Source organism: Gaiella sp., assembly GCF_057140465.1.
The window spans coordinates 23,621-43,170 of record NZ_DBNHWK010000011.1; the positions used below are offsets into that span (position 1 = coordinate 23,621).

Annotated in this window: 15 protein-coding genes and 1 pseudogene; 2 read left to right on the top strand and 14 right to left on the bottom strand. The window is 73.8% G+C overall.

Features of this window, described 5'->3' with window-relative positions; genetic code table 11:
- Positions 1-36 precede the first annotated feature (36 nt).
- The 8 genes from betA to AC162C_RS01105 form a co-directional block, all read right to left on the bottom strand.
- Positions 37-1,722 carry a choline dehydrogenase gene (gene betA, locus AC162C_RS01070; protein WP_484095932.1) on the bottom strand — a complete coding sequence of 562 codons (1,686 nt, stop codon included), beginning with the start codon at positions 1,720-1,722 and terminating at the stop codon, positions 37-39.
- Positions 1,719-2,621 (bottom strand): methylenetetrahydrofolate reductase, encoded by a 903-nt coding sequence (locus AC162C_RS01075; protein WP_484095933.1) that lies wholly within the window; start codon positions 2,619-2,621, stop codon positions 1,719-1,721. Before AC162C_RS01075 ends, betA begins: the two co-directional genes overlap by 4 nt.
- On the bottom strand, positions 2,576-4,117 hold the full coding sequence (locus AC162C_RS01080) for a trimethylamine methyltransferase family protein (RefSeq protein ID WP_484095934.1): 1,542 nt from the start codon (positions 4,115-4,117) through the stop codon (positions 2,576-2,578). Before AC162C_RS01080 ends, AC162C_RS01075 begins: the two co-directional genes overlap by 46 nt.
- Positions 4,114-6,093: an ASKHA domain-containing protein gene (locus AC162C_RS01085; RefSeq protein ID WP_484095960.1), complete on the bottom strand. Its 1,980-nt coding sequence runs from the start codon at positions 6,091-6,093 to the stop codon at positions 4,114-4,116. The genes AC162C_RS01080 and AC162C_RS01085 overlap by 4 nt, the downstream gene beginning before the upstream one ends.
- A gap of 23 nt (positions 6,094-6,116) precedes the next feature.
- Positions 6,117-7,025 (bottom strand): methyltetrahydrofolate cobalamin methyltransferase, encoded by a 909-nt coding sequence (locus tag AC162C_RS01090; RefSeq protein ID WP_484095935.1) that lies wholly within the window; start codon positions 7,023-7,025, stop codon positions 6,117-6,119.
- 154 nt (positions 7,026-7,179) lie between these two features.
- Positions 7,180-7,479: a virulence factor gene (locus tag AC162C_RS01095; RefSeq protein WP_484095936.1), complete on the bottom strand. Its 300-nt coding sequence runs from the start codon at positions 7,477-7,479 to the stop codon at positions 7,180-7,182.
- Positions 7,472-8,122 carry a DUF1638 domain-containing protein gene (locus AC162C_RS01100; protein ID WP_484095937.1) on the bottom strand — a complete coding sequence of 217 codons (651 nt, stop codon included), beginning with the start codon at positions 8,120-8,122 and terminating at the stop codon, positions 7,472-7,474. Before AC162C_RS01100 ends, AC162C_RS01095 begins: the two co-directional genes overlap by 8 nt.
- Positions 8,100-8,798 (bottom strand): corrinoid protein, encoded by a 699-nt coding sequence (locus AC162C_RS01105; protein ID WP_484095938.1) that lies wholly within the window; start codon positions 8,796-8,798, stop codon positions 8,100-8,102. The genes AC162C_RS01100 and AC162C_RS01105 overlap by 23 nt, the downstream gene beginning before the upstream one ends.
- 70 nt (positions 8,799-8,868) lie before the next feature.
- On the opposite strand from AC162C_RS01105, the gene AC162C_RS01110 reads away from it, so the two are divergent.
- A complete protein-coding gene (locus AC162C_RS01110) occupies positions 8,869-9,612 on the top strand; it encodes an IclR family transcriptional regulator (protein ID WP_484095939.1) in 744 nt (247 codons plus the stop codon).
- A 17-nt stretch (positions 9,613-9,629) separates the two neighbouring features.
- On the opposite strand, the pseudogene AC162C_RS01115 reads toward AC162C_RS01110, so the two are convergent.
- From AC162C_RS01115 to AC162C_RS01140, 6 genes and pseudogenes are all read right to left on the bottom strand, one after another.
- A pseudogene (locus tag AC162C_RS01115) lies at positions 9,630-11,140 on the bottom strand (trimethylamine methyltransferase family protein).
- Positions 11,141-11,154: 14 nt separating this feature from the next.
- Positions 11,155-12,399 (bottom strand): NAD(P)/FAD-dependent oxidoreductase, encoded by a 1,245-nt coding sequence (locus tag AC162C_RS01120; RefSeq protein ID WP_484095940.1) that lies wholly within the window; start codon positions 12,397-12,399, stop codon positions 11,155-11,157.
- A gap of 79 nt (positions 12,400-12,478) precedes the next feature.
- Positions 12,479-14,455: a (Fe-S)-binding protein gene (locus tag AC162C_RS01125; RefSeq protein ID WP_484095941.1), complete on the bottom strand. Its 1,977-nt coding sequence runs from the start codon at positions 14,453-14,455 to the stop codon at positions 12,479-12,481.
- A gap of 28 nt (positions 14,456-14,483) precedes the next feature.
- The gene (locus AC162C_RS01130; RefSeq protein ID WP_484095942.1) at positions 14,484-15,452 is read right to left on the bottom strand and encodes an electron transfer flavoprotein subunit alpha/FixB family protein; all 969 of its coding nucleotides are present in this window, start codon (positions 15,450-15,452) and stop codon (positions 14,484-14,486) included.
- Between the two features lie 61 nt (positions 15,453-15,513).
- Complete coding sequence (locus AC162C_RS01135) at positions 15,514-16,281, bottom strand: electron transfer flavoprotein subunit beta/FixA family protein (RefSeq protein ID WP_484095943.1); 768 nt, start codon at positions 16,279-16,281, stop codon at positions 15,514-15,516.
- Positions 16,281-18,797, bottom strand: coding sequence for a GcvT family protein (locus tag AC162C_RS01140; RefSeq protein WP_484095944.1), 2,517 nt, complete (start codon positions 18,795-18,797; stop codon positions 16,281-16,283). The genes AC162C_RS01135 and AC162C_RS01140 overlap by 1 nt, the downstream gene beginning before the upstream one ends.
- 58 nt (positions 18,798-18,855) lie before the next feature.
- On the opposite strand from AC162C_RS01140, the gene AC162C_RS01145 reads away from it, so the two are divergent.
- Entirely contained in the window at positions 18,856-19,524 is a 669-nt protein-coding gene (locus AC162C_RS01145) for a GntR family transcriptional regulator (RefSeq protein ID WP_484095945.1), read from the top strand.
- Positions 19,525-19,550 lie beyond the last annotated feature (26 nt).

Sequence of the window (19,550 nt, forward strand, 5' to 3'; positions counted from 1 at the left end):
CCGGCTAGGCCCGGCCGGTCGCCACCGCCCGCACGATCAGCGGGCGAGGTGCGCGCCGGCTCCGGCGCCGAGCCCCGCACCGCCGCCGTGGCGGTAGAAGTCGACCGGCTCGGGTGCGAGCGGGGTCGCGCCGAGAATCGCGTCGGCGGCCTTCTCGGCCACCATCATCGTGGGCGCGTAGATGTTCCCGTTCGTCACGTAGGGGAATACGGAGGCGTCGACGACGCGCAGGCCGTCGAGGCCGTGCACGCGCATCGTCGCCGGGTCGACGACCGACCGCTCGTCCACTCCCATGCGGCACGTGCACGACGGGTGGAGCGCCGTCTCGGCGTCCCGGCGCACCCAGTCGAGGATCTCCTCGTCGCTCTCCACGGACGGTCCCGGCGACGTCTCGCCGCCGTCGAACGGTGCGAGCGCGGGCTGCTCGAGGAGCTCCCGTGTCCGTCGGATCGCCTCCACCCACTCGTGCCGGTCCCGGTCGGTCGAGAGGTAGTCGAACCGCAGCGCGGGCTTCGCGGTGGGGTCGGCGGTGCGGATCCGCACGTGCCCGCGCGCGTCCGAGGTCATCGGCCCGACGTGCACCTGGTAGCCGTGGCCGCCCTCGGGTCGCGAGCCGTCGTAGCGGATCGCGAGCGGGAGGAAGTGGATCATCAGGTTCGGGTAGGCGGCGTCGTCGTTCGAGCGGATGAACCCGCCGGCCTCGAAGTGGTTCGACGCTCCGGGGCCGCGGCGCAGGAACAGCCACTGGAAGCCGATCCAGGGCGCGCGCCACCGCTGCAGGGCGGGCTGCATCGTCACCGGCTGCGTGCAGGCGTGCTGCACGTACACCTCGAGGTGATCCTGGAGGTTCTCGCCGACGCCCGGGAGCGCGTGCACCGTCGGCACCCCGGCCGCCTCGAGCACCGCGGGGTCGCCGATGCCGGAGAGCTGCAGCAGCTGCGGCGAGTTGATCGCGCCGCCGCAGAGGATCACCTCGCCGGCGAGGATCCGCTCGCCCGTCACGGTCTCGACGCCGACCGCGCGCGTCCCCTCGATCACGACGCGCGCGACCTGCACGCGCGTGCGCACGTCCAGGTTCGGCCGGCCGAGCACCGGGTGGAGGTAGGCGCGCGCCGCGCTCAGGCGCCGCCCGCGGCGGATGGTGCGGTCGAACGCCGAGAAGCCCTCCTGGCGGATCCCGTTGACGTCGTCGTGCACCACGTGCCCGGCCTGGCGGCAGGCCTCGAAGAACGCCCCGAACAGGGGGCCCGTCGCCGGTCCCCGCTCGAGGCCGAGGGGCCCACCGCGGCCGCGCACGGGGTCGTCGGCGTCCGCCGCCAGGCAGTCCTCCATCCGCTTGAAGTACGGCAGGCAGTGCGCGTGGTCCCAGGTCTCCATCCCCGGGTCGGACGCCCACCGCTCGTAGTCCATCGGGTTGCCCCGCTGGAAGATCATGCCGTTGATCGACGACGACCCGCCGAGCACCTTGCCCCGCGCGTGGACGATGCGCCGGCCGTGCAGGTGCGGCTCGGGCTCGGACTCGTAGCACCAGTCGTAGAAGCGGCTGCCGATGGGGTACGAGAGCGCCGCCGGCATGTGGACGAAGACGTCGAAGCGCCAGTCGGGCCGGCCTGCCTCGAGCACGAGCACGCGCGTGGAGGGGTCCGCCGAGAGCCGGTTCGCGAGGGCGCACCCGGCCGAGCCGCCGCCGACGATCACGACGTCCCAGCGTCGCCCGCTCATGCCTGCGCCTGCGCCCGCGCCAGCCGGCCGCGGCGCCACTGCTCCGTCTCGGCGACCTCGTTGAGCGTGAACACGTGAAAGCCGGCGACCTTCCCCTCGGGGTCGGCGAGGGCGGGGGCGAGCCCGTCGACGAGGGCGTCCGGGTCGAACCCGCCCGAGAGGACGCGCGAGACGACGCGCGTGTTCTTCCGCAGGAAGCGGAGCGAGTCGCCGATCCCGATGCGCGACGAGAGGCGCAGCAGCTTCGCACGGGACACGGCGCCGGGGATGCCGACGTGGATCGGCAGGCGCGTCCCGCGGGCCCAGACCGCCTCGACCCACGCCGCGGTGACAGCCGGGTCGAAGCAGATCTGGCTCACGACGTACGTCGCGAAGCGCGCCTTCGAGGACATCGCGGCGATCGTCGTCTCGTCGTCGACCAGCGGGTGGCGCTCGGGGTAGCCCGCGATGCCGATCTCCCGGAACGGATGCCCGAGCTCGCTCATCGCCTCGAGCATCTCGGCCGCTCCGGCGTAGACGCCGGCGGGCTCGGGCGCGTCGCCGGCGACGACGAAGACGTCGGTGACACCGATCCCGGCGAGGCGCGAGACGACCTCTTCGAGGTGTCGTCGGTCGACGACGAGCCGCGCCGCGAGGTGCGGCACGACGCCGTAGCCGTGGGCGGAGAGCCTCGCCGTGAGATCGAGCGTCGGCTCGAGCCCCTTCGTCGGCGACACGGTCACGGTGAGCACCGTCTCGCGGGGCACGTGGGCGAGGGCCAGCTCCTCGATGCCCTCGGCCGGCAGCACCTCGTACCGGGCGCGCCGCAGGAGCATGGCCACGCGGTCGGCGTGGGGGCTCTCGACCGTCGCCATCACCCGTCCGCGCCCGGGAAAGACGCCTTCTGCCGCTCGATCCACTCGCGGAGCTCCTCGTCGAGCGCGTCGTCGAGCGGCGGCGGCTCGTACTCGGACAGCATGCGCTTCCAGTGCGCGTTGGCGCGCTGCGCGGCGTCGAGCGACCCCTCCTCCTGCCACTGCTCGAAGCTCGAGTCGTCCGCCAGCGGCGACCGGTAGAAGGCGGTCTCGACGTTCGCGAGCGTGTGCGGGTGGCCGAGGAAGTGCGTGCCCGGCTCGCTCGTGAGGAACGCGTCGAGCGCCCGGCCGTCGGGGCTCAGGTCGACCCCCTTCGCGAATGCGTGCCACATGCCGAGCTGGTCGGCGTCGAGGACGAGCTTCTCGTACCCCATCGCGAGGCCGCCCTCGAGCCAGCCGGCGGCGTGGAGCACGAAGTTGACCCCGGCGAGCATCGTCGGCTGCATGGTGTTGGCGGACTCGTACGCGGCCTGGGCGTCGGGGATCTTCGACGCGGTGAGCGCGCCCCCGGAGCGGAACGGCACGCCGACGCGGCGTGCGAGCGCAGCCATCGTGTACAGGACGAGCGCGGGCTCGGGCGTGCCGAAGGTCGGTGCGCCCGACTGCATCGAGATCGACGACGCGAACGAGCCGAGCGCCACCGGGGCACCGGGTCGGACGAGCTGGACGTACGCCATGCCCGCGAGCGCCTCGGCCAGCGTCTGCGCGCAGGTGCCGGCGACCGTCGCTGGGCTCATCGCTCCGGCGAGGACGAAGGGGGTCATCATCACCGCCTGGTTCGCCTCCGCATAGGCGCGGGCGGCGCCCAGCATCGTCGCGTCCCAGACGAGCGGCGAGTTGGCGTTGATCAGGCTGAAGAGGACGGTGTTCTGCTCCAGGAACTCGGCGCCGAACACGATCCGCGCCATCTCGACGGTGTCGCGCGCCCGCTGCGGATGGGTGACCGAGCCCATGAACGGCTTGTCGGACCAGCGCAGGTGCGCGTAGACCATGTCGTAGTGCCGCGTGTGCACGGGGAGGTCGACGGGCTCGCAGACGGTGCCCCCGGAGTGGTGGATCCACGGCGATGCGTACGCGAGCTTGACGAAGTTGCGGAAGTCCTCGATCGTCCCGTACCGCCGGCCGCGGTCGAGGTCGTGCACGAACGGCGACCCGTACGCGGGGGCGAAGATCGTCGCCGCGCCCCCGAACAGGACGCTCCGGTCGGGATTGCGCGCCACCTGCGTGAACGCCGCCGGCGCCGTTGCCCGGACGAGGTGCCGTGCCAGCCCGCGCGGGAAGCGGACCCGCTCTCCGTCGACGTCGGCTCCCGCGGCGCGCAGCAGGTCGAGCGCGTCCGGCGCCTCGCGGAAGTCGATGCCGACGCGCTCCAGGATCGTGTCCGCGGTGTCCTCGATCAGCGACAGGCCCTCCTCGGAGAGCACCTCGAAGGGCGTCAGCGTGCGCGTCAGGTAGGGCACGCCCTCGACGTGCGCCGCGAGACGTGCGGCCTGCCTCGCCGCCCGGCCGCCGCCGCGGCGCCCGGCCCGGCCGCCGGTCACGTCTTCCTCTCGCCACGCATGCGGCGGCGCGTCGGTGCGGCGCCGCTGCCCGCCCGGGCCGCGCGGCGCGGCGGCATGGTGACGGTGGCGCCGAGGCGTGCGTACGGGTCCGTCTCGTGCGGGATCGCCATCGCCTGGACGAAGTGCTCCTGGAAGCGCGGCTCGACCGCCGTCTCCACCTTCTCGACGGTGCGCACGACGCGCTCGATCTCGGCGCGGGCCCGCCGGTCGAGGAGCGCGATGCGCGCGCCGGTGCCGGCCGCGTTGCCCGCCGCGGTGACACCGGAGGGATCGCAGTCGGGCACGAGGCCGAGCACGAGCACGTGCACCGGGTCGAGCTGGCTCCCGAACGCCCCGGCGAGCCGGATCCGGTCGGCGCGCTCGAGGCCGTAGCGGTCCATCAGCAGGCGGCAGCCCGCGTGGAGCGCGGCCTTCGCGAGCTGGATCTGGCGCACGTCGTTCTGGGTGATCGCGAGCTCCGGCTCTCCCGTCCAGAGCACGTAGGAGAACGTACGCCCGTCCGCCGTGATCCGCGTGGTGCGGTCGGCGAGCGCGCCGTCGATCGTGCCGTCGGTCGTGAGGATGCCCGCGAGCAGCATCTCGGCGACCGCCTCGACGATGCCCGAGCCGCAGACGCCGGTGACCGTCGTGCCCGCGAAGCCGGGCTCGTCGGACCAGGCGTCGCAGCCGATCACGCGCACCCGTGGCTCGAGCGTCTCCGGGTCGATGCGCACGCGCTCGATCGCGCCGGGGGCGGCGCGCTGCCCGCAGCTGATCTGGGCGCCCTCGAACGCGGGCCCGGTCGGGCTGGAGGCGGCGAGCAGGCGCTCGCGGTTTCCGAGCACGATCTCGGCGTTCGTGCCGACGTCGACGATCAGGTTCACCTCGTCCAGCAGGTGCGGCCCCTCGGAGAGGATCACGCCGGCCGTGTCCGCGCCGACGTGGCCGGCGATGCAGGGCAGGACGTAGGCGCGCGCGCCCGGGTGCACGGGCAGGCCGAGCTCGCCGGCGCGGAGCCGCACCGACTCGTCGACGGCGAGCGCGAACGGCGCCCCGCCGAGCTCCCGGGGGTCGAGGCCGAGGAGGAGGTGGTGCATCACCGGGTTGCCGACGACCGTCACCTCGAGCACGTCCGTGCGCTCGACGCCTGCCGCCGTCGCGAGCTCGGCGGTCAGCTTCGCCAGGCACCCCCGGACGGCGCGGGTCAGCTCCTTCTCCGAGCCGGGGTGCAGCATCACGTACGAGACGCGGCTCATCAGATCCTCGCCGAACCGGATCTGGGGGTTCATCGCCCCCGCCGACGCGAGCACCGCCCCGGTGTGCAGGTCGCAGAGGTGGCCGGCGACGGTCGTGGAGCCGACGTCGAACGCGATCCCGTAGGCGGCGTCGTGGAAGCCGGGCCAGAGGGCGGTGATCGTGTCCCCGTCGTGCACCGACACGGTCACGCGCCACGACCCCTCCCGCAGCGTGGACTGCAGCGACCCGGCGACGCCGGCGTCGCAGGCGAGATCGGTCAGTGCCCACTCGCGCGCGAGCGCCTGCCGCAGCCTGGTGAGGTCGCTCGTCGGCGAGGCGAGGTCGGGTGGCTCGACGTCGACGAGGTACAGCCGGACGACGGGGTCGACCTCGATCGGGTGGGCGTCGGCGTCCTTGCGCACCACCTGGCGGTAGACCTGGCTCTCGGGCGGGACGTCGATCACGACGTCGCCGGTGACCGCCGCCGTGCACCCGAGCCGACGTCCCCGGGCAAGGCCACGATCGTCGGCGTACGCCCGCTCGGCGGCTCCCGCCGACGAGAGGTGCGTCGCCGAGGACGAGATCCCGTGCTTGGCGTGCGCCCCCTCCGCGACCTCGACCTGGCAGCGGCCGCAGATGCCCCGGCCCCCGCAGACGGAGTCGAGGTCGACGCCGAGGCGGCGGGCGGCGTCGAGCACGGTCGTCCCCGCGGCGACCCGCCCGCGCCGTCCGGACGGCATGAAGACGACGAGCGGCTCCTCGCTCACGCCTCCGGGCTCCTCCGCCTGCCCTCACGGCCGCGCCGCCTCCCCGCGGGCCCGACGCCCGGCGCGTCGCCGTGCCGTGCGATCCACGTGGCGCAGTGCGGATCGTTGCCCATCATCACGTCTGCCGCCCACACGGCCGTGCGCGTCTCCGCGTGGAGGGGGCTGGTGATCGCGGACGTGAGGCCGGAGGCGATCGCCATCGGCAGGAACGCGGCGTTGAGCCCGGGACGGTTCGGCAGCCCGAAGCTGACGTTCGAGGCGCCGCACGTCGTGTTCACTCCGAGCTCCTCGCGGAGGCGGCGGACGAGGCGGAAGACCTGCCTCCCCGCGGTGCCCATCGCCCCGATCGGCATCACCAGGGGGTCGACGACGACGTCCTCCTTCGGGATGCCGTGGTCGGCGGCGCGCGCCACGATCGTCCGCGCGACGTCGAAGCGGACGTCGGGGTCCTCGGAGATGCCGGTCTCGTCGTTCGAGATCGCGACCACGGCGGCGCCGTGCCGCGCGACGAGCGGGAGCACGCGCTCCATCTGCTCCTCCTCGCCGGTGACCGAGTTGACGAGCGCCTTCCCGCGGTACACGGAGAGCCCGGCCTCGAGCGCCTCGACGATCGACGAGTCGATGCAGAGCGGCACGTCGGTGACCGACTGCACGACCTGCACCGTCTGCGCGAGGATCGCGGGCTCGTCGGCCAACGGGATGCCGGCGTTCACGTCGAGCATGTGCGCGCCGGCCTCCACCTGCGCGACCGCGTCGGCGACGACCGTCTCGAAGTTCCCCGCCGCCATCTCCTCGGCGAGCGTCTTCCGTCCCGTGGGGTTGATCCGCTCGCCGATGATCACGAACGGGCGGTCGAAGCCGATCACGACCTCGGTGGTGGCGGAGGAGAGGCGCGTCTCGCTCATCGGGGTCTCGGTGCGACCGGCCGCGGAGCGGCCGCTTCAGCGGTTGTCGCGGTCGGGGGTCTGCTTGGCGGATTCCCGATCTGCGGGGGGAGGGCGGTTGTCGCGGTCGGGGATCCGCGTCTGCGGATCCCCCCGCTGCGGAGGAAGCTCGTGCTCACGTGCTCTCCCGGCCGCCGGCGCGCACGAGGCGCTCGAGCCGCTCCGCCGGGTACTCGGCGTCGAGCCCGTCCGCGGCGGCGGCGACCTCCGCCTCGAGGTCGGCGCCGCAGGCCCGCGTGTCACGGCGCCACGCGGTGAGGTAGTCGTCGGTCCCGAAGAGCCCGGCGCGCATCGCGGCCGCGTCGATCGCCTCCTGAAAGCGATCGGGGAGCTGTCGGCGCGCGGCGCCGCGACCCGCGCCCGCGGTCACCTGCGCGGGGATGTCGCGCCACCGGATCACGGTCAGCTCAGGCACCGGGCGCGGCCTCCGCGAAGCGCGTGAGCGAGGGGACGAGCTCCCCGTAGCCCGTCCGGACATGCTCGAACCGGAGCCCGAGGCGGTCCGCGGCCGCGCGCGCCCGGGCGAGGAGGTCGCTGTCGTCGGTCTGCGCCAGGTAGACGAGCCGCCGGTAGTTCCCGAACAGGTCGGGGAGGAGCTGTGGATGCCGGTCGAGGCCGAGGCCGCGCCAGACGAGCGCGTCGAAGTGCCGGGCGAGGAAGTCCGTGAGGTAGAAGGTGGCCGGGTCGTCCTCGTGGATCGCGTCCCAGACGTCGTTGCCGGCGAGGAAGCCGTAGCAGTGGGCCCCGGGGAGCCGCTCGACGCCGTGGCGCTCGAGCACGGGGTCGAGCGCCCCGCCCGTGCCGCAGTCGGCGTAGGCGACGAAGACGCGGGCGTAGCGGCCGTGGAGCGCGGTCAGCTTCGCGTCGACGGCCGCCGGGATGTGCTGCGGGGTCGAGTGCAGCCTGGCCGGCAGGCAGCGCACGGTGACGTGCTCCCAGCCGTTCATCGCGATCACCGCGAGCACCTCGCGGGCGACAGCGCCGCAGGCGAGGACGAGCACCTCCGGCCGGGCGGCCTCGAAGGTCCGCTCCTCGTCAGGATGAAGCAGCTGCTGCACGGCGTGCGAGCACCAGGGCCTGGGCCGTCTCCGCGGCGGTCGCCGCGTCGCGGCAGTACGCGTCCGCCCCCACCGCCTTGCCGAACTCCTCGTTCAGGGGGGCGCCGCCCACGAGCACGATCGTGTCGTCCCGGACGCCCTGCTCGACCATCTCGTCGATCACGACCTTCATGTAGGGCATCGTCGTCGTGAGCAGCGCGGACATGCCGAGGATGTCCGGCTTGTGCTCCTCGAGCGCCTCGAGGTAGCTCTCGACCGGGTTGTTGATCCCCAGGTCGACGACCTCGAACCCGGCACCCTCGAGCATCATCGCGACGAGGTTCTTGCCGATGTCGTGGATGTCGCCCTTGACGGTCCCGATCACGACCGTGCCCATGCGGTCGGCACCGGTCTCGGCGAGGAGCGGGCGCAGCACCTCCATTCCGCCCTTCATCGCGTTGGCGGCGAGCAGCACCTCGGGGACGAAGAGGATGCCGTCGCGGAAGTCGATCCCGACGATGCGCATGCCCTCGACGAGCGCGTCGTTCAGCACCTTGTCGGCAGCCCAGCCGCGCTCGAGCAGGATCGAGGTGCCCTCCACGATCTCGGCGGCGAGCCCGTCGTACAGGTCGTCGTGCATCTGCGTGACCAGCTCGTCGTCGCCGAGGGAGCGGAGGTCGAGGTCGTCGTCACTCATCGCCGGGCCACCGTGTTCCGTATCGTGGAACTGTCCTGTACCATGGAACATTGTAGAGGGCTGCCAGACGATGGTGCAATCGGTCGACAGGGCGTTCGCGATCCTCGACGCCGTCTCGGCCCGACCGGCCGGGGTGACGGCGATCGCCGAGCGTGTCCGCCTCCCGAAGAGCACCGTCGCGCGGCTCCTCGCGACCCTGGAGGAGCTCGATGCGGTCGAGCGCCTCGACGGGCCCCGGTGGCGCGTGGGGCCCGGCATCGCCGCCCTCGCCGGCGCCGCCTCGCCGGAGCGGAGCCTCGTGACGCTGGCCCGTCCGCACCTCGCCCAGGTCGTTCAGGAGCTCTCCGAGGACGCGGGGCTCGCGCTCCCCGACGGGTACGACGTGCACTACGTCGACCACGTCGAGTCGGACAACCCGGTGCAGGTGCGCGACTGGACGGGGACGCGCGCGCCGATGCACGTCGTCCCGTCCGGCCTGGTGCTGCTCGCCGAGTGGCCCCGCGCTGCGATCGATGCGTACGCGTCGCGCGAGCTGCGCGCGTTCACGCCGCGGACGGTCACCACCGCGGCCGCGCTCCGACGGCGACTGGCCGCGGTGCGGGAGGACGGCGTTGCCTGGGGGCGCGAGGAGTTCGCGGAGGGGATCAACTCGGTCGCCGCCGCGGTGCGTGACGGGCGCGGGAAGGCGCTGGCGGCGATCCACGTGCACGGCCCTGCGTACCGCTTCCCGCCGGACGGCGAGGAGGCACGGATCGCGGACGTCGTCCGCGCCGCGGCCGCCGCCACCGGGCGTGAGCTCGGCCTCGGCGCCTGACCGGACGGGGCGGACGGTCATCGCCGCCGACGCCCTTCCCGTGCGCGTCGCACCGGCCGGGTCGGCCGGGCGCGCTCCGGCGGGTCGACGCGCCAGGGGAACGCCGTGTGCCCGAGCTCCGCGGCGCGGCGGGTGACGAACGCCTCGACGGCGTCGGCGACGTCGCCGTCGAGTGGCGGCTGCTCGTAGCCGGCGAGGATCTCCTCCCACACGTCGGAGGCGCGTGCGGCGGCGTCACGCGCACCCTCCTCGAGCCAGCGCTCCGCGCTCGCGGTCGTGGACAGGAGCGGCCGGTAGAAGCAGTCGCGGAAGCGCGCCATCGTGTGGGCGGCGCCGAAGAAGTGACCGCCCGGCCCGACCTCGACGTGGGCGTCGAGCGCGAGGCTCGCCTCGTCCACCTCGAGCGGTGTGAACTCCTCGCGCAGCACGCGCACGAGCTCGAGGTCGATCACGGCCTTCTCGACGCTCGTCGCCAGCCCCGCCTCGAGCCAGCCCGCCGTGTGCATCACGAGGTTGGCGCCGGCGAGGAACGCCGCGGTCATCGTCGTCAGCCCCTCGTACGCCGCCTGCGCGTCGGGCGCGGGGCTCGAGGTGAGCGCCCCTCCGCCCGCCCGCCAGGGGAGCCCGAGGCTGCGCGCGATCTGCCCGGAGCAGAGGAGGCCGAGAGCCGACTCCGGTCCGCCGAACGCGGGGGCACCCGACTGCATGTCCACGTTCGAGAGGAACCCGCCGATCACCACGGGGCAGCCGGGGCGCACGAGCTGGGCGAGCGCGATCCCGGCGAGCGCCTCGACCGTCTGCTGCACGAGGGCGGCCGGAATGCTCACGGGCGCCATCGCCCCCATCAGCAGGAAGGGCACGACGACGATCGCCTGCCCGGCCTCCGCGTAGACGAGGAGGGGGTCGAGCATGCGCTCGTCCCAGCGCAGCGGCGAGTTGACGTTGACGTTCGTGTACATGCACGCCCGGGTCGCCATCGCCTCCTCGCCGAAGACGAGCGTCCCCAGCTCGAGGGAGTCCCGAGCCGCGGCGCCCGAGATCTGTGAGCCCTGGAACAGCTTGTCGGTGAGGCGGACGAGGGAGCGGACGTGCTCGAGGTGCCGCACCTCGACGGGGACGTCGTTCGTCTCGACGGGGAGCCCGCCCGCGGAGTCGAGCTCGTCGACGGCCTGGGCGAAGCGGCAGAGCTCGTCGAAGTCGGCGAGCGTCGACGGACGCCGGACACCGCCGTGGATCACGTTCGGCGGCCCCTGGACCGGGACGAACACCATGTGCTCGCCGCCGAGCACGACGCTCCGCTCGGGGTTTCGCGCGTGCAGCGTGAAGCTCGAGGGGCCTTCGCGGCCTGCTCAACGAGGAAGTCCGGGTCGAAGCGCACCCGCTCGCCCTCGACCAGCTGACCCGCGGCCGCGAACAGCGCGAGCGCCCTCGGGTGCAGGAACTCGACCCCGACGTCCCGCGCCAGCCGGCGCCAGCCGCCGTCGATGACGTCGAGGGCCTCCTCGGAGAGGGCCTCGTAGCGCTGCATGCGGTTGACGAACGTCACGCGAACCGCGCGGGCGCGAAGGGGGCGAGCCACGCGTCGTCCTCGCCGCGGAGCAGAGAGGCGACGGCGGCTCCGGTGGCAGGGGCGAGCGTCACGCCGAGCATCCCGTGGCCCGTTGCGAGCACGAGACCGGGCGCTGCGGGCACCCTCCCGAGGAGCGGCAGGCTGTCCGGCGTCGCCGGCCGCATCCCCGCCCAGCCGACCTCGTCCGGCTCGAGCGGGCCCTCGACCGTCGTCAGGTACGCGCGCGTCTCGGCGACGAGCTGGCGGCAGCGCTCTGCGCTGGGCGCGGCGTCCCTCGCTCCGAGCTCGAAGAAGCCGGCGATCCGCAGCCCCGCCCGGAGCGGCGTGAGGCCGAGCTTCGCCTCGCAGAGGTAGAGCGGGCGGGTCGGCGTCGGATCGGCATGGGGGACGGTGACGGAGTAGCCCTTCGCGGCGACGAGCGGGAGTCGCAGGCCGAAGGGCTGCACGAGCTCGACGGAGCCGAGCGCCGCCGCCACGACCACGGCGTCGGCGCGCTCCTCGCCCCCGCCGGCCGTCTCCACGTGCCAGCCGTCCGGCATGCGCGCGAGCCGTGTCGCCCGGGAGTCGGTGTGGAGCTCGACACCGCGGCGGGCGAGGTGTGTCCCGAGCCCCTCGAGCAGGGAGACCGGGGCGACGTGACGATCGACCGACGCGTAGAGGGCGCCGGCGACCGCGGGCGAGAGCACGGGCTCGGCCTCGCGCGCCTCGTCTGCGGACATCGCGTCGAGCCGCCCCTCGAAGCCGACCCGGCGCAGCTCGGTGAACACGCTCTCGAACCAGGCGAGCGCCGCGGGCGATCGCGCGACCGCGAGCAGCCCGGCGCGGTGCTCCTCGAACTCGACGCCGGCCGCCGCCATGCGGTCGAGCTCCGCGATCGTCGTGCGCGACAGGCGATGGAGCGCCTCGACGCCGTGGGCGAAGCGCCTGCGGCGGCTCGCCCGCGCGAAGCGCACGAGCCAGCCCAACCAGGCGGCATCGAGCCGGGGTCGGATGACGAGCGCCCCCGTCGGGTCGAGGGCGTGGCGGAGGCCCTGACGGAGGATCCCGGGCGCCGCCAGCGGGGTCGCGAGGCTCGGGGTCACCCACCCGGCGTTGCCGGACGACGCGCCGCCGCCGATCGCACCCTGCTCGAGCACGACGACGTCCTGCCCGTCCTCGACGAGCGCGAAGGCGCACGCCAGGCCCACCACTCCGCCGCCGACGACGACCACGCGCATGCGTGGACGATAGTGCAGCGTCCGCCGCGATCCCGGCCGGCCGACCATGGAGCTCGTCCACGGCGGCGGCGGGTCGGCCTCAGTCGGGCAGCGCCTCGGCGAGCAGGGTCGCCACGTCCGCCACGCGCAGGTCGCCGCCGGTCTGCCGAACGCCGTCGTCGAGCATCACGGTGCAGAACGGGCACGCGACGGCGAGCGTGTCGGCCCCCGTGGCGGCCGCCTCCCGCACCCGCTCCTCGTTGATCTGCGAGCCGCGCTCCTCCATCCAGAGGTGTGCGCCCCCGGCACCGCAGCAGAAGGTGCGTCGCCCGGAGCGGGCCATCTCGAGCGGCTTCCCGATCCGCGACACGAGCTCCCGTGGCGCTCGGAGCACGTCGTTGTGGCGCGCGAGGTAGCACGAGTCGTGGTACGTGATCGTGCCCTCCCCGGCGGCGGGGGCGAGGCGTCCGTCGCGCACGAGCTCGGCGAGCAGCTCCGTGTGGTGGAGCACCCGGTAGTGACCGCCGAAGTCCGGGTACTCGTTCGCGAGCGTGTTGAAGCAGTGGGGGCAGCTGGCGACGACCGTCGTCACGCCCGCCTCGTCGAGGGTGTCGACGTTCGCGCGGGCCAGCGACTGGAAGACGTACTCGTTGCCCATGCGTCGCGCCGGGTCCCCGGTGCAGGACTCGCGCGGCCCGAGGATCGCGACGTCGACGCCGGCCGCGAGCAGGAGCCGCGCGGTCGCGACCGCCGACGCGCGCGCGCGCTCGTCGAACGCCGCCGCGCATCCCACCCAGTACAGCACCTCCGGGGCCGGGTCGCCCGGCTGCAGCACGCGGACGCCGACCGTCTCCGCCCATGCCGCACGCTCGGTCTGCGGCTTCCCCCACGGGTTCCCGCCGCGCTCGACGTCGCGGAGCATCGTCGCCCCGTCCGCCGGGAAGCGCGCATCGACCATCACGAGCTGGCGCCGGAGGTCGACGATGTGGTCGACGTGCTCGATCCCGACGGGGCACTCGCGCACACATGCCCCGCACGTGACGCAGTCCCACACGACGTCGTCGCTGACCGCGCTCGGCACGAGCGGTGCGAGGTCGCCGCCGGCACGGAGCGCCGGGCCCTCGCGGAACAGCTGGTCGCGGATCCCCATGATCAGGAGCTTCGGTGACAGCTCCTTCCCGGTCGCCGAGGCCGGGCAGGCGTCCTGGCAGCGGCCGCACTCGGTGCACGACATCGCGTCGAGCATCTGCTTCCAGGTCAGGTCGGCGACCGTGCCCGCGCCGAACCGCAGCTCCGCCTCGTCGTCCACGTCGAAGTCGAGCGGCTCGAGGCGGCCTCGGGCCCGCGTCCGGCCGAAGAAGACGTTGACCGCGGCGGTGCCGATGTGGAGGTGCTTGGAGTGGGGGAGGTAGGCGAGGAACCCGAGGATGAGGAGCACGTGCGCCCACACGAAGACGCGCTCCAGCGCTTCGGTCGTGGTGTCGTCGGCGAACAGCGACCCGACCGCGTCGGACACGGGTGACCAGCCGGACGGCCAGGGTGCGAGCTCGAGCGCGATCAGCGTCCCGTGCCAGAGGAGCAGCGTCGTCACGATCACCGCGATCAGCGCGAGGATGAGGTCGGCTTCGCGGAGGTGGCTCCCCCGGAAGCGCTCGGGCCTTCGCACCTTGCGGATCCACGTCGCCACCGCCACCCCCGCGAGGACGAGCAGGACGAAGACGTCCACCGCGAGCGCGTACCACCCCTGGCGCTCGAGCCAGCCGATCGGCGAGCCGGCGGCGGCCGGCGGCTCGCGGTCGACGATCGCGACGAGCGCGATGACGATCGTGGGGAAGAGGACGAGGAACCCCCAGAACACGACGGCGTGCGCGAGCCCCGGGACGAGGCGCTGGAGGAGCTTGCGCTGGCCGAGGACGACCGTGAGCTCGCTCCGGAGGCGTGCCGGGACGTCGGCGGTGCGGGCCACGGGCTTCCCGGCCCGCACGAGCCGGACGAGCGCCAGGACGCGCCGTCCGAAGACCAGGCCGGCGACGGCGAGCACCGCCGCGAGCGCCAGTGCCGAGGCGACGGTGCTCATCGCCGGTGAGCGGCCGGCGCCCCGTCGGTCACGTCGGACGCGCCTTCCTGATCTCCGCGCAGATCGCCGGCACGACCTCGTGCAGGTCGCCGATCACCGCGTAGTCGGCGCCCGAGAGGATCGGCGCCTCGGGATCCGTGTTGATCGCGAGGATCGCCTTCGCGCCCCTGCAGCCCGCCATGTGCTGCGTCGCCCCGGAGATCCCGCAGGCGACGTACAGGTCGGGGGCGATCTTCGTCCCGGTCTGTCCGACCTGGTCGGTGTGCGGCCGCCAGCCGGCGATCGTCACCGCGCGTGAGCACCCGACCGCGCCGCCGAGCAGCGCCGCCAGCTCCTCGACCCCCGCGAAGCCCTCTGCCGACCCTGCGCCGCGGCCGGCGGACACGACGACCTTCGCATCGGCCAGCGAGACGCCGCCGGCCGGCGTGCCGACGCGCTCCGTGACGTGGACGGCGAGGTCGGCGGCGTCGAGCGGCGGCGTGAAGGGCTCCACGGCCGCCGCCGGGCCGCCGGCGTCCGCCACGGCCACGGCGTGCGGCTGGACCGTCAGGAGCGCGCGGCCGGCGTCGAGCCGCGCCTCCTCGAGGAGGCTGCCGCCCCAGCGGACGCGCGTGAGCGTCCACGGGCCGCCGCCGGCGACGGCGACGACGTTGGCGGCGAACGGCTCGTCGACGCGGGCGGCTGCGCGTGCGATCACGTCGTTGCCGCGTTCGGTGGCGGCGGCGACGACGCTGCTCGCCCCGATGCGCTCGGCGAGGTCGACGACGACGCGGGCCCAGGCATCCGGGGCGAACGCGCCGAGCCCGTCGTGCTCGGCGACGTGCACCGTCGTCACGCCGTGCGCCCCGAGCAGCGCGGCCGCGCCTCCGCCGTCGGCGCCGATCACGAGCGCGTCGAGGCCGGGGCCCGGCCCGAGCCCGCGGGCGAGCGCCACCGCCTGCAGCGAGCTCTCGGCGGGTGTGCCCGCCTCGTGCTCGACGAGCACGAGCGCGGTCACGGAACGCCCCCGGCGCGCGTCGCTCTGCCGCCCGTGTCAGCGCGTGCAGTGGGCGGCGTGGTCACTCGAGGACCCCGAGGTCGGCGAGCAGCTGCGTCACCGCCGGCGCCGCGCCCGGCCCGTGGCCGAGGACCTCGGCCGTCGTGCCCCCGCCCTCGGGCACCCGCAGGGCCAGCTTCTGGAGCCTCGACGCAGGGCGCGCGGGAGCCGCGGTCGAGACGGGCTTCTTCTGCGCGCGCAGTCGGCCCGGCACGGACGGGTACCGCGGGAAGTTCAGCCCCTCCTTCACGGTCACGACCGCGGGCAGCGGCAGGACGTACACGTCGCGACCGCCGGTCACCTCCTGCTCGCAGCGCGCGGCTCCGTCGTCGATGTCGATCCGCTTGAGGCCCGTCGCGACCGGTCGGCCGAGCGCGTGCGCCACGCGGACCCCGACCTGGTAGCCGCCGCTGTCGGCGGACTCGTTGCCGAAGACGACGAGGTCGAACGGCCCGTGCTCGGCCTCGTCGGCGCGGATCGCGTCCACGACCGCCCCCGCCGTCGCCTGCGGATCCCACTCGTCACCGTCGCCGACGAGGTGGATCGCGCGGTCGATCCCGATCGCCATCGCATCGCGCAGTTGCTCCTCCGCCTCGCTCGGCCCGAGCGTGAGCACCACGGACTCGCCGCCCGCCTCCTCGACGAGCCGTACCGCCTCCTCGACGCCGCACTCCTCGTGCGGGCTCACCGCGAACCCGAGGTGGCGCGTGTCGATCGCCTGCGCGTCCTCCGTGAGGACGATCCGGCCGCCCGTCATCGGCACCCGCTTCACGCAGGCGAGCACGCGCATCAGGAGCGGATCCTCGCGTTGTCGGGATCGAACAGGGGCCGTGACCCGGCGACCGCCACCGTGACCGGGAAGCGCTCGTTCATGTACTCGACCGCGAGCTCCGTCGAGCCCTCCACGGCGTGCTCGGGCGGGAGGTAGGCGAGCAGGAGGTACCGGTCGAGCGAGGGGCCCGCACCCGCGCTCGTCACGTACGACCGCCGTCCCTTGCGGTCGGTGAGCGGCGTCCCGTCGCGCAGCGTGACCGGCTCGCGGCCGAGCGGGTAGCGCGCGACGCCGCTCGCGGACCCGTGGTCGTCCACGGTCAGCGTGCAGAGGAGGGCCGCCGGCTCCTCGTCGCGCTGGCGCAGGTGCGCCTCCTTGCCGACGAAGTCCTGCTCCTTGACGGTCGGTCGCGTCATCCCGGCCTCGACGACCGTGAACTCGGACTCGAGCTCCGCACCGTACGCGCGGTAGCACTTCTCGAGGCGCCCGGTCGTGCCGTAGACCCCGATCCCGCAGGCCGTGAGACCGTGGGGCGCGCCCGCCTCCCACAGCACGTCCCACAGGCGGGCTCCCTGCTCGATCGGGACGTACAGCTCCCAGCCGAGGTCGCCGACGTACGAGATCCGCGACGCGAGCACGAGCTGCGAGCCGACCTCGATCGTCCTGCAGGTCGCGAACGGGAAGCCCTCGTGGGAGACGTCGTCCGAGGTGACGGACGAGAGGACGTCGCGGGCGCGTGGGCCCCAGAGGCCGATCGTCGTCCACGCGGTGGTCACGTCGACGAGGCTCGCGGAGCCGTCCCCGGGGAGGAGGTCGGCGAAGAGCTTGCGGTCCGCCATGCCGTGTGCCCCGCCCGTGACGATCCGGAACGCGTCGTCGGCGAGCCGCATGATCGTGAGGTCGGACCGGAAGCCGCCGCCGGGCCCGAGCACGGGCGTGTAGACGACGCGGCCGACCGGGACGTCCATCTGGGCGAGCACCGCGCGCTGGAGCGTGTCGAGCGCGCTGGAGCCCTGGACGTCGAAGATCGCGAACGCGGAGAGGTCGAAGACGCCCGCGTGCTCCCGCATCGCGAGGTGCTCGGCGTTGACGATCGGCGACCACCAGCGTGCGTCCCACTCCGCCTCCCTGGGCGCGATGCCGTAGCGCTCGACGAGCGGCGCGTTCGCCTCGTACCACTGGGGGCGCTCCCACCCCGCAGCCTCGTGGAAGACCGCGCCGAGGGCCTCGGTGCGGTCGTGCAGCGGCGAGATGCGGAGGCCGCGATCCGACGACCACTGCTCTGCCGGGTGGACGATCCCGTACGTCTTGGGGAAGGCCTCGAAGGTGCGCGCCCGCACGTGCGCGCGCGTCTTCTGGTGATCGTGGAAGCGGCTCGCGTCCGACGAGTGGAGGTCGATGTGCGACTCCCCGTGCACCATCCACTCCGCGAGCGACTTGCCGACCGCGGGCCCCTCCTTGACCCAGACGGCCGCGGCCGACCACAAGCCCGCCACCTCCGGCGTCTCGCCGAGGATCGGCATCCCGTCGGGGGTGAGCGAGATCAGCCCGTTGATCGCGTACTTCACGCCGACCGACTCGTCGCCGACGATCTCGGGCATCAGCTCGAGCGCGTCGGCGAGCTGGGGGTCGAAGTCGGCCTGTGTGAACGGGAACTCCGTCGGCGACAGCGCCGCCTCCTCGATCGACGGGATCTCCTCGGGCTCGTGCTGGATCGAGCGATGCGCGTACGACCCGATCTCCAGGCTCGTCCCGTCCTGACGCTCGTACATGAACACGTCCATGTCGCGCACGATCGGGTACTCGATCGCGCTCGCGCTCCCCTCGAACCGCGGGACGGGGCCGATGTCGATCATCTGGTGCACCATCGGCACGAGGGGGATGCGGGCGCCGGCCATGCGCGCGAGCAGCGGGCTCCAGACGCCGCACGCGATGACCACGACCTCCGCCTCGATCGTGCCGCGGGAGGTGTGCACCCGCCGGATCCGTCCGCGCTCGACGTCCATGCCGCCGACCTCGGTGTTCGGGGAGACCTCGACGGCGCCGGCCTCGACCGCCCGCTCGCGCATGATCGTGCCGGCGCGCAGCGAGTCGACGACCCCCACCCCGGGGGTGTAGAAGCCCCCGAGCAGGATCGACTCGTCGATGTAGGGGACGAGCTCCTTGATCTCGGCCGGCGTCACGAGGGACACCGGCTCCACGCCCCACGACTTGGCCGAGGCCATGCGCCGCCGCAGCTCCTCCATCCGCTCCTCGGTGCGCGCGACCTCGATGCCGCCGCACTCCGTGAACACGCCGAGCTCCTGGTACTGGCGCGTGCTCTCGACCGTGAGCTGGGTCATCTCCTTCGAGTGGTCGACGAGGAAGATGAAGTTCGAGGCGTGGCCGGTGGAGCCGCCGGGGTTCGGCAGGGGGCCCTTGTCGAGGAGCACGATGTCCGACCAGCCCTGGTCGGCGAGGTGGTAGGCGACCGCGTTGCCGACGATGCCGCACCCGATGACGACGGCACGGGCCCGTGCGGGAAGCGTGCTCATGGGCTCTCCAGTAGTCTTGATATATCAGTTACGGGACTCGTAATATATATCGAGTCGCGTGACGCCGTCGCTCCCACTCCTGCAGCCTGCGGCCGGTGAGGCCCGGTCGCTGTCCGTCCAGGCGTACTACCGCATCCGCGAGCTCATCGTCTCGCTCGAGCTGCAGCCGGGCTCGATCGTCGACGAGCGCGCGCTGATGGCGCGGCTCGGGATCGGACGCACGCCGGTGCGCGAGGCCGTGCGCCTGCTCGCGCGAGAGGGCCTCGTCGAGATCCACCCGCGCCGGGGCGTGTTCGTGTCGAGGGTGGAGGCCGGCGACCTGGCCGCGCTCTCCGAGGTGCGGGCCGCCCTCGAGAGCCTCGCCGCGCGGCTCGCAGCCGAGCGGCGCACCGCGGAGGACGAGGCACGGACGGTGGAGCTCCTCGACGAGCTCGCCGGGGGCGGGAGCCTCGACGAGCGGGCGCTCTTCGAGCTCGACCAGCGCCTCCACCGGCACGTCTGGCGCTGCGCGCACAACGCGTTCCTCGAGGAGACGCTCGACGCGTACTTCGTGCTCACGCTGCGGATCTGGCTGCTCGCGATCGACCGTGTGTCGCGCCTCGACCGGGCGGTGCAGGAGCACCGCGACCTGCTCGAGGCGATCCGCGACGGTGACGCGGATGCGGCCGCCGACGCGATGCTGCGCCACGTCCGCGGGTTCGAGCAGGCGATCCGGGCCGTCCTCTGACCCGGGCCCCACGGAGGAGGGGCGGC

What these genes read in the sequence shown, in the direction of transcription:
- betA (WP_484095932.1), bottom strand. Translation starts at nt 1,722, where the DNA reads ATGAGCGGGCGACGCTGGGACGTCGTGATCGTCGGCGGCGGCTCGGCC.
- AC162C_RS01085 (WP_484095960.1), bottom strand. Translation starts at nt 6,093, where the DNA reads ATGCCGTCCGGACGGCGCGGGCGGGTCGCCGCGGGGACGACCGTGCTC.
- AC162C_RS01090 (WP_484095935.1), bottom strand. Translation starts at nt 7,025, where the DNA reads ATGAGCGAGACGCGCCTCTCCTCCGCCACCACCGAGGTCGTGATCGGC.
- AC162C_RS01105 (WP_484095938.1), bottom strand. Translation starts at nt 8,798, where the DNA reads ATGAGTGACGACGACCTCGACCTCCGCTCCCTCGGCGACGACGAGCTG.
- AC162C_RS01110 (WP_484095939.1), top strand. Translation starts at nt 8,869, where the DNA reads ATGGTGCAATCGGTCGACAGGGCGTTCGCGATCCTCGACGCCGTCTCG.
- AC162C_RS01120 (WP_484095940.1), bottom strand. Translation starts at nt 12,399, where the DNA reads ATGCGCGTGGTCGTCGTCGGCGGCGGAGTGGTGGGCCTGGCGTGCGCC.
- AC162C_RS01125 (WP_484095941.1), bottom strand. Translation starts at nt 14,455, where the DNA reads ATGAGCACCGTCGCCTCGGCACTGGCGCTCGCGGCGGTGCTCGCCGTC.
- AC162C_RS01135 (WP_484095943.1), bottom strand. Translation starts at nt 16,281, where the DNA reads ATGCGCGTGCTCGCCTGCGTGAAGCGGGTGCCGATGACGGGCGGCCGG.
- AC162C_RS01140 (WP_484095944.1), bottom strand. Translation starts at nt 18,797, where the DNA reads ATGAGCACGCTTCCCGCACGGGCCCGTGCCGTCGTCATCGGGTGCGGC.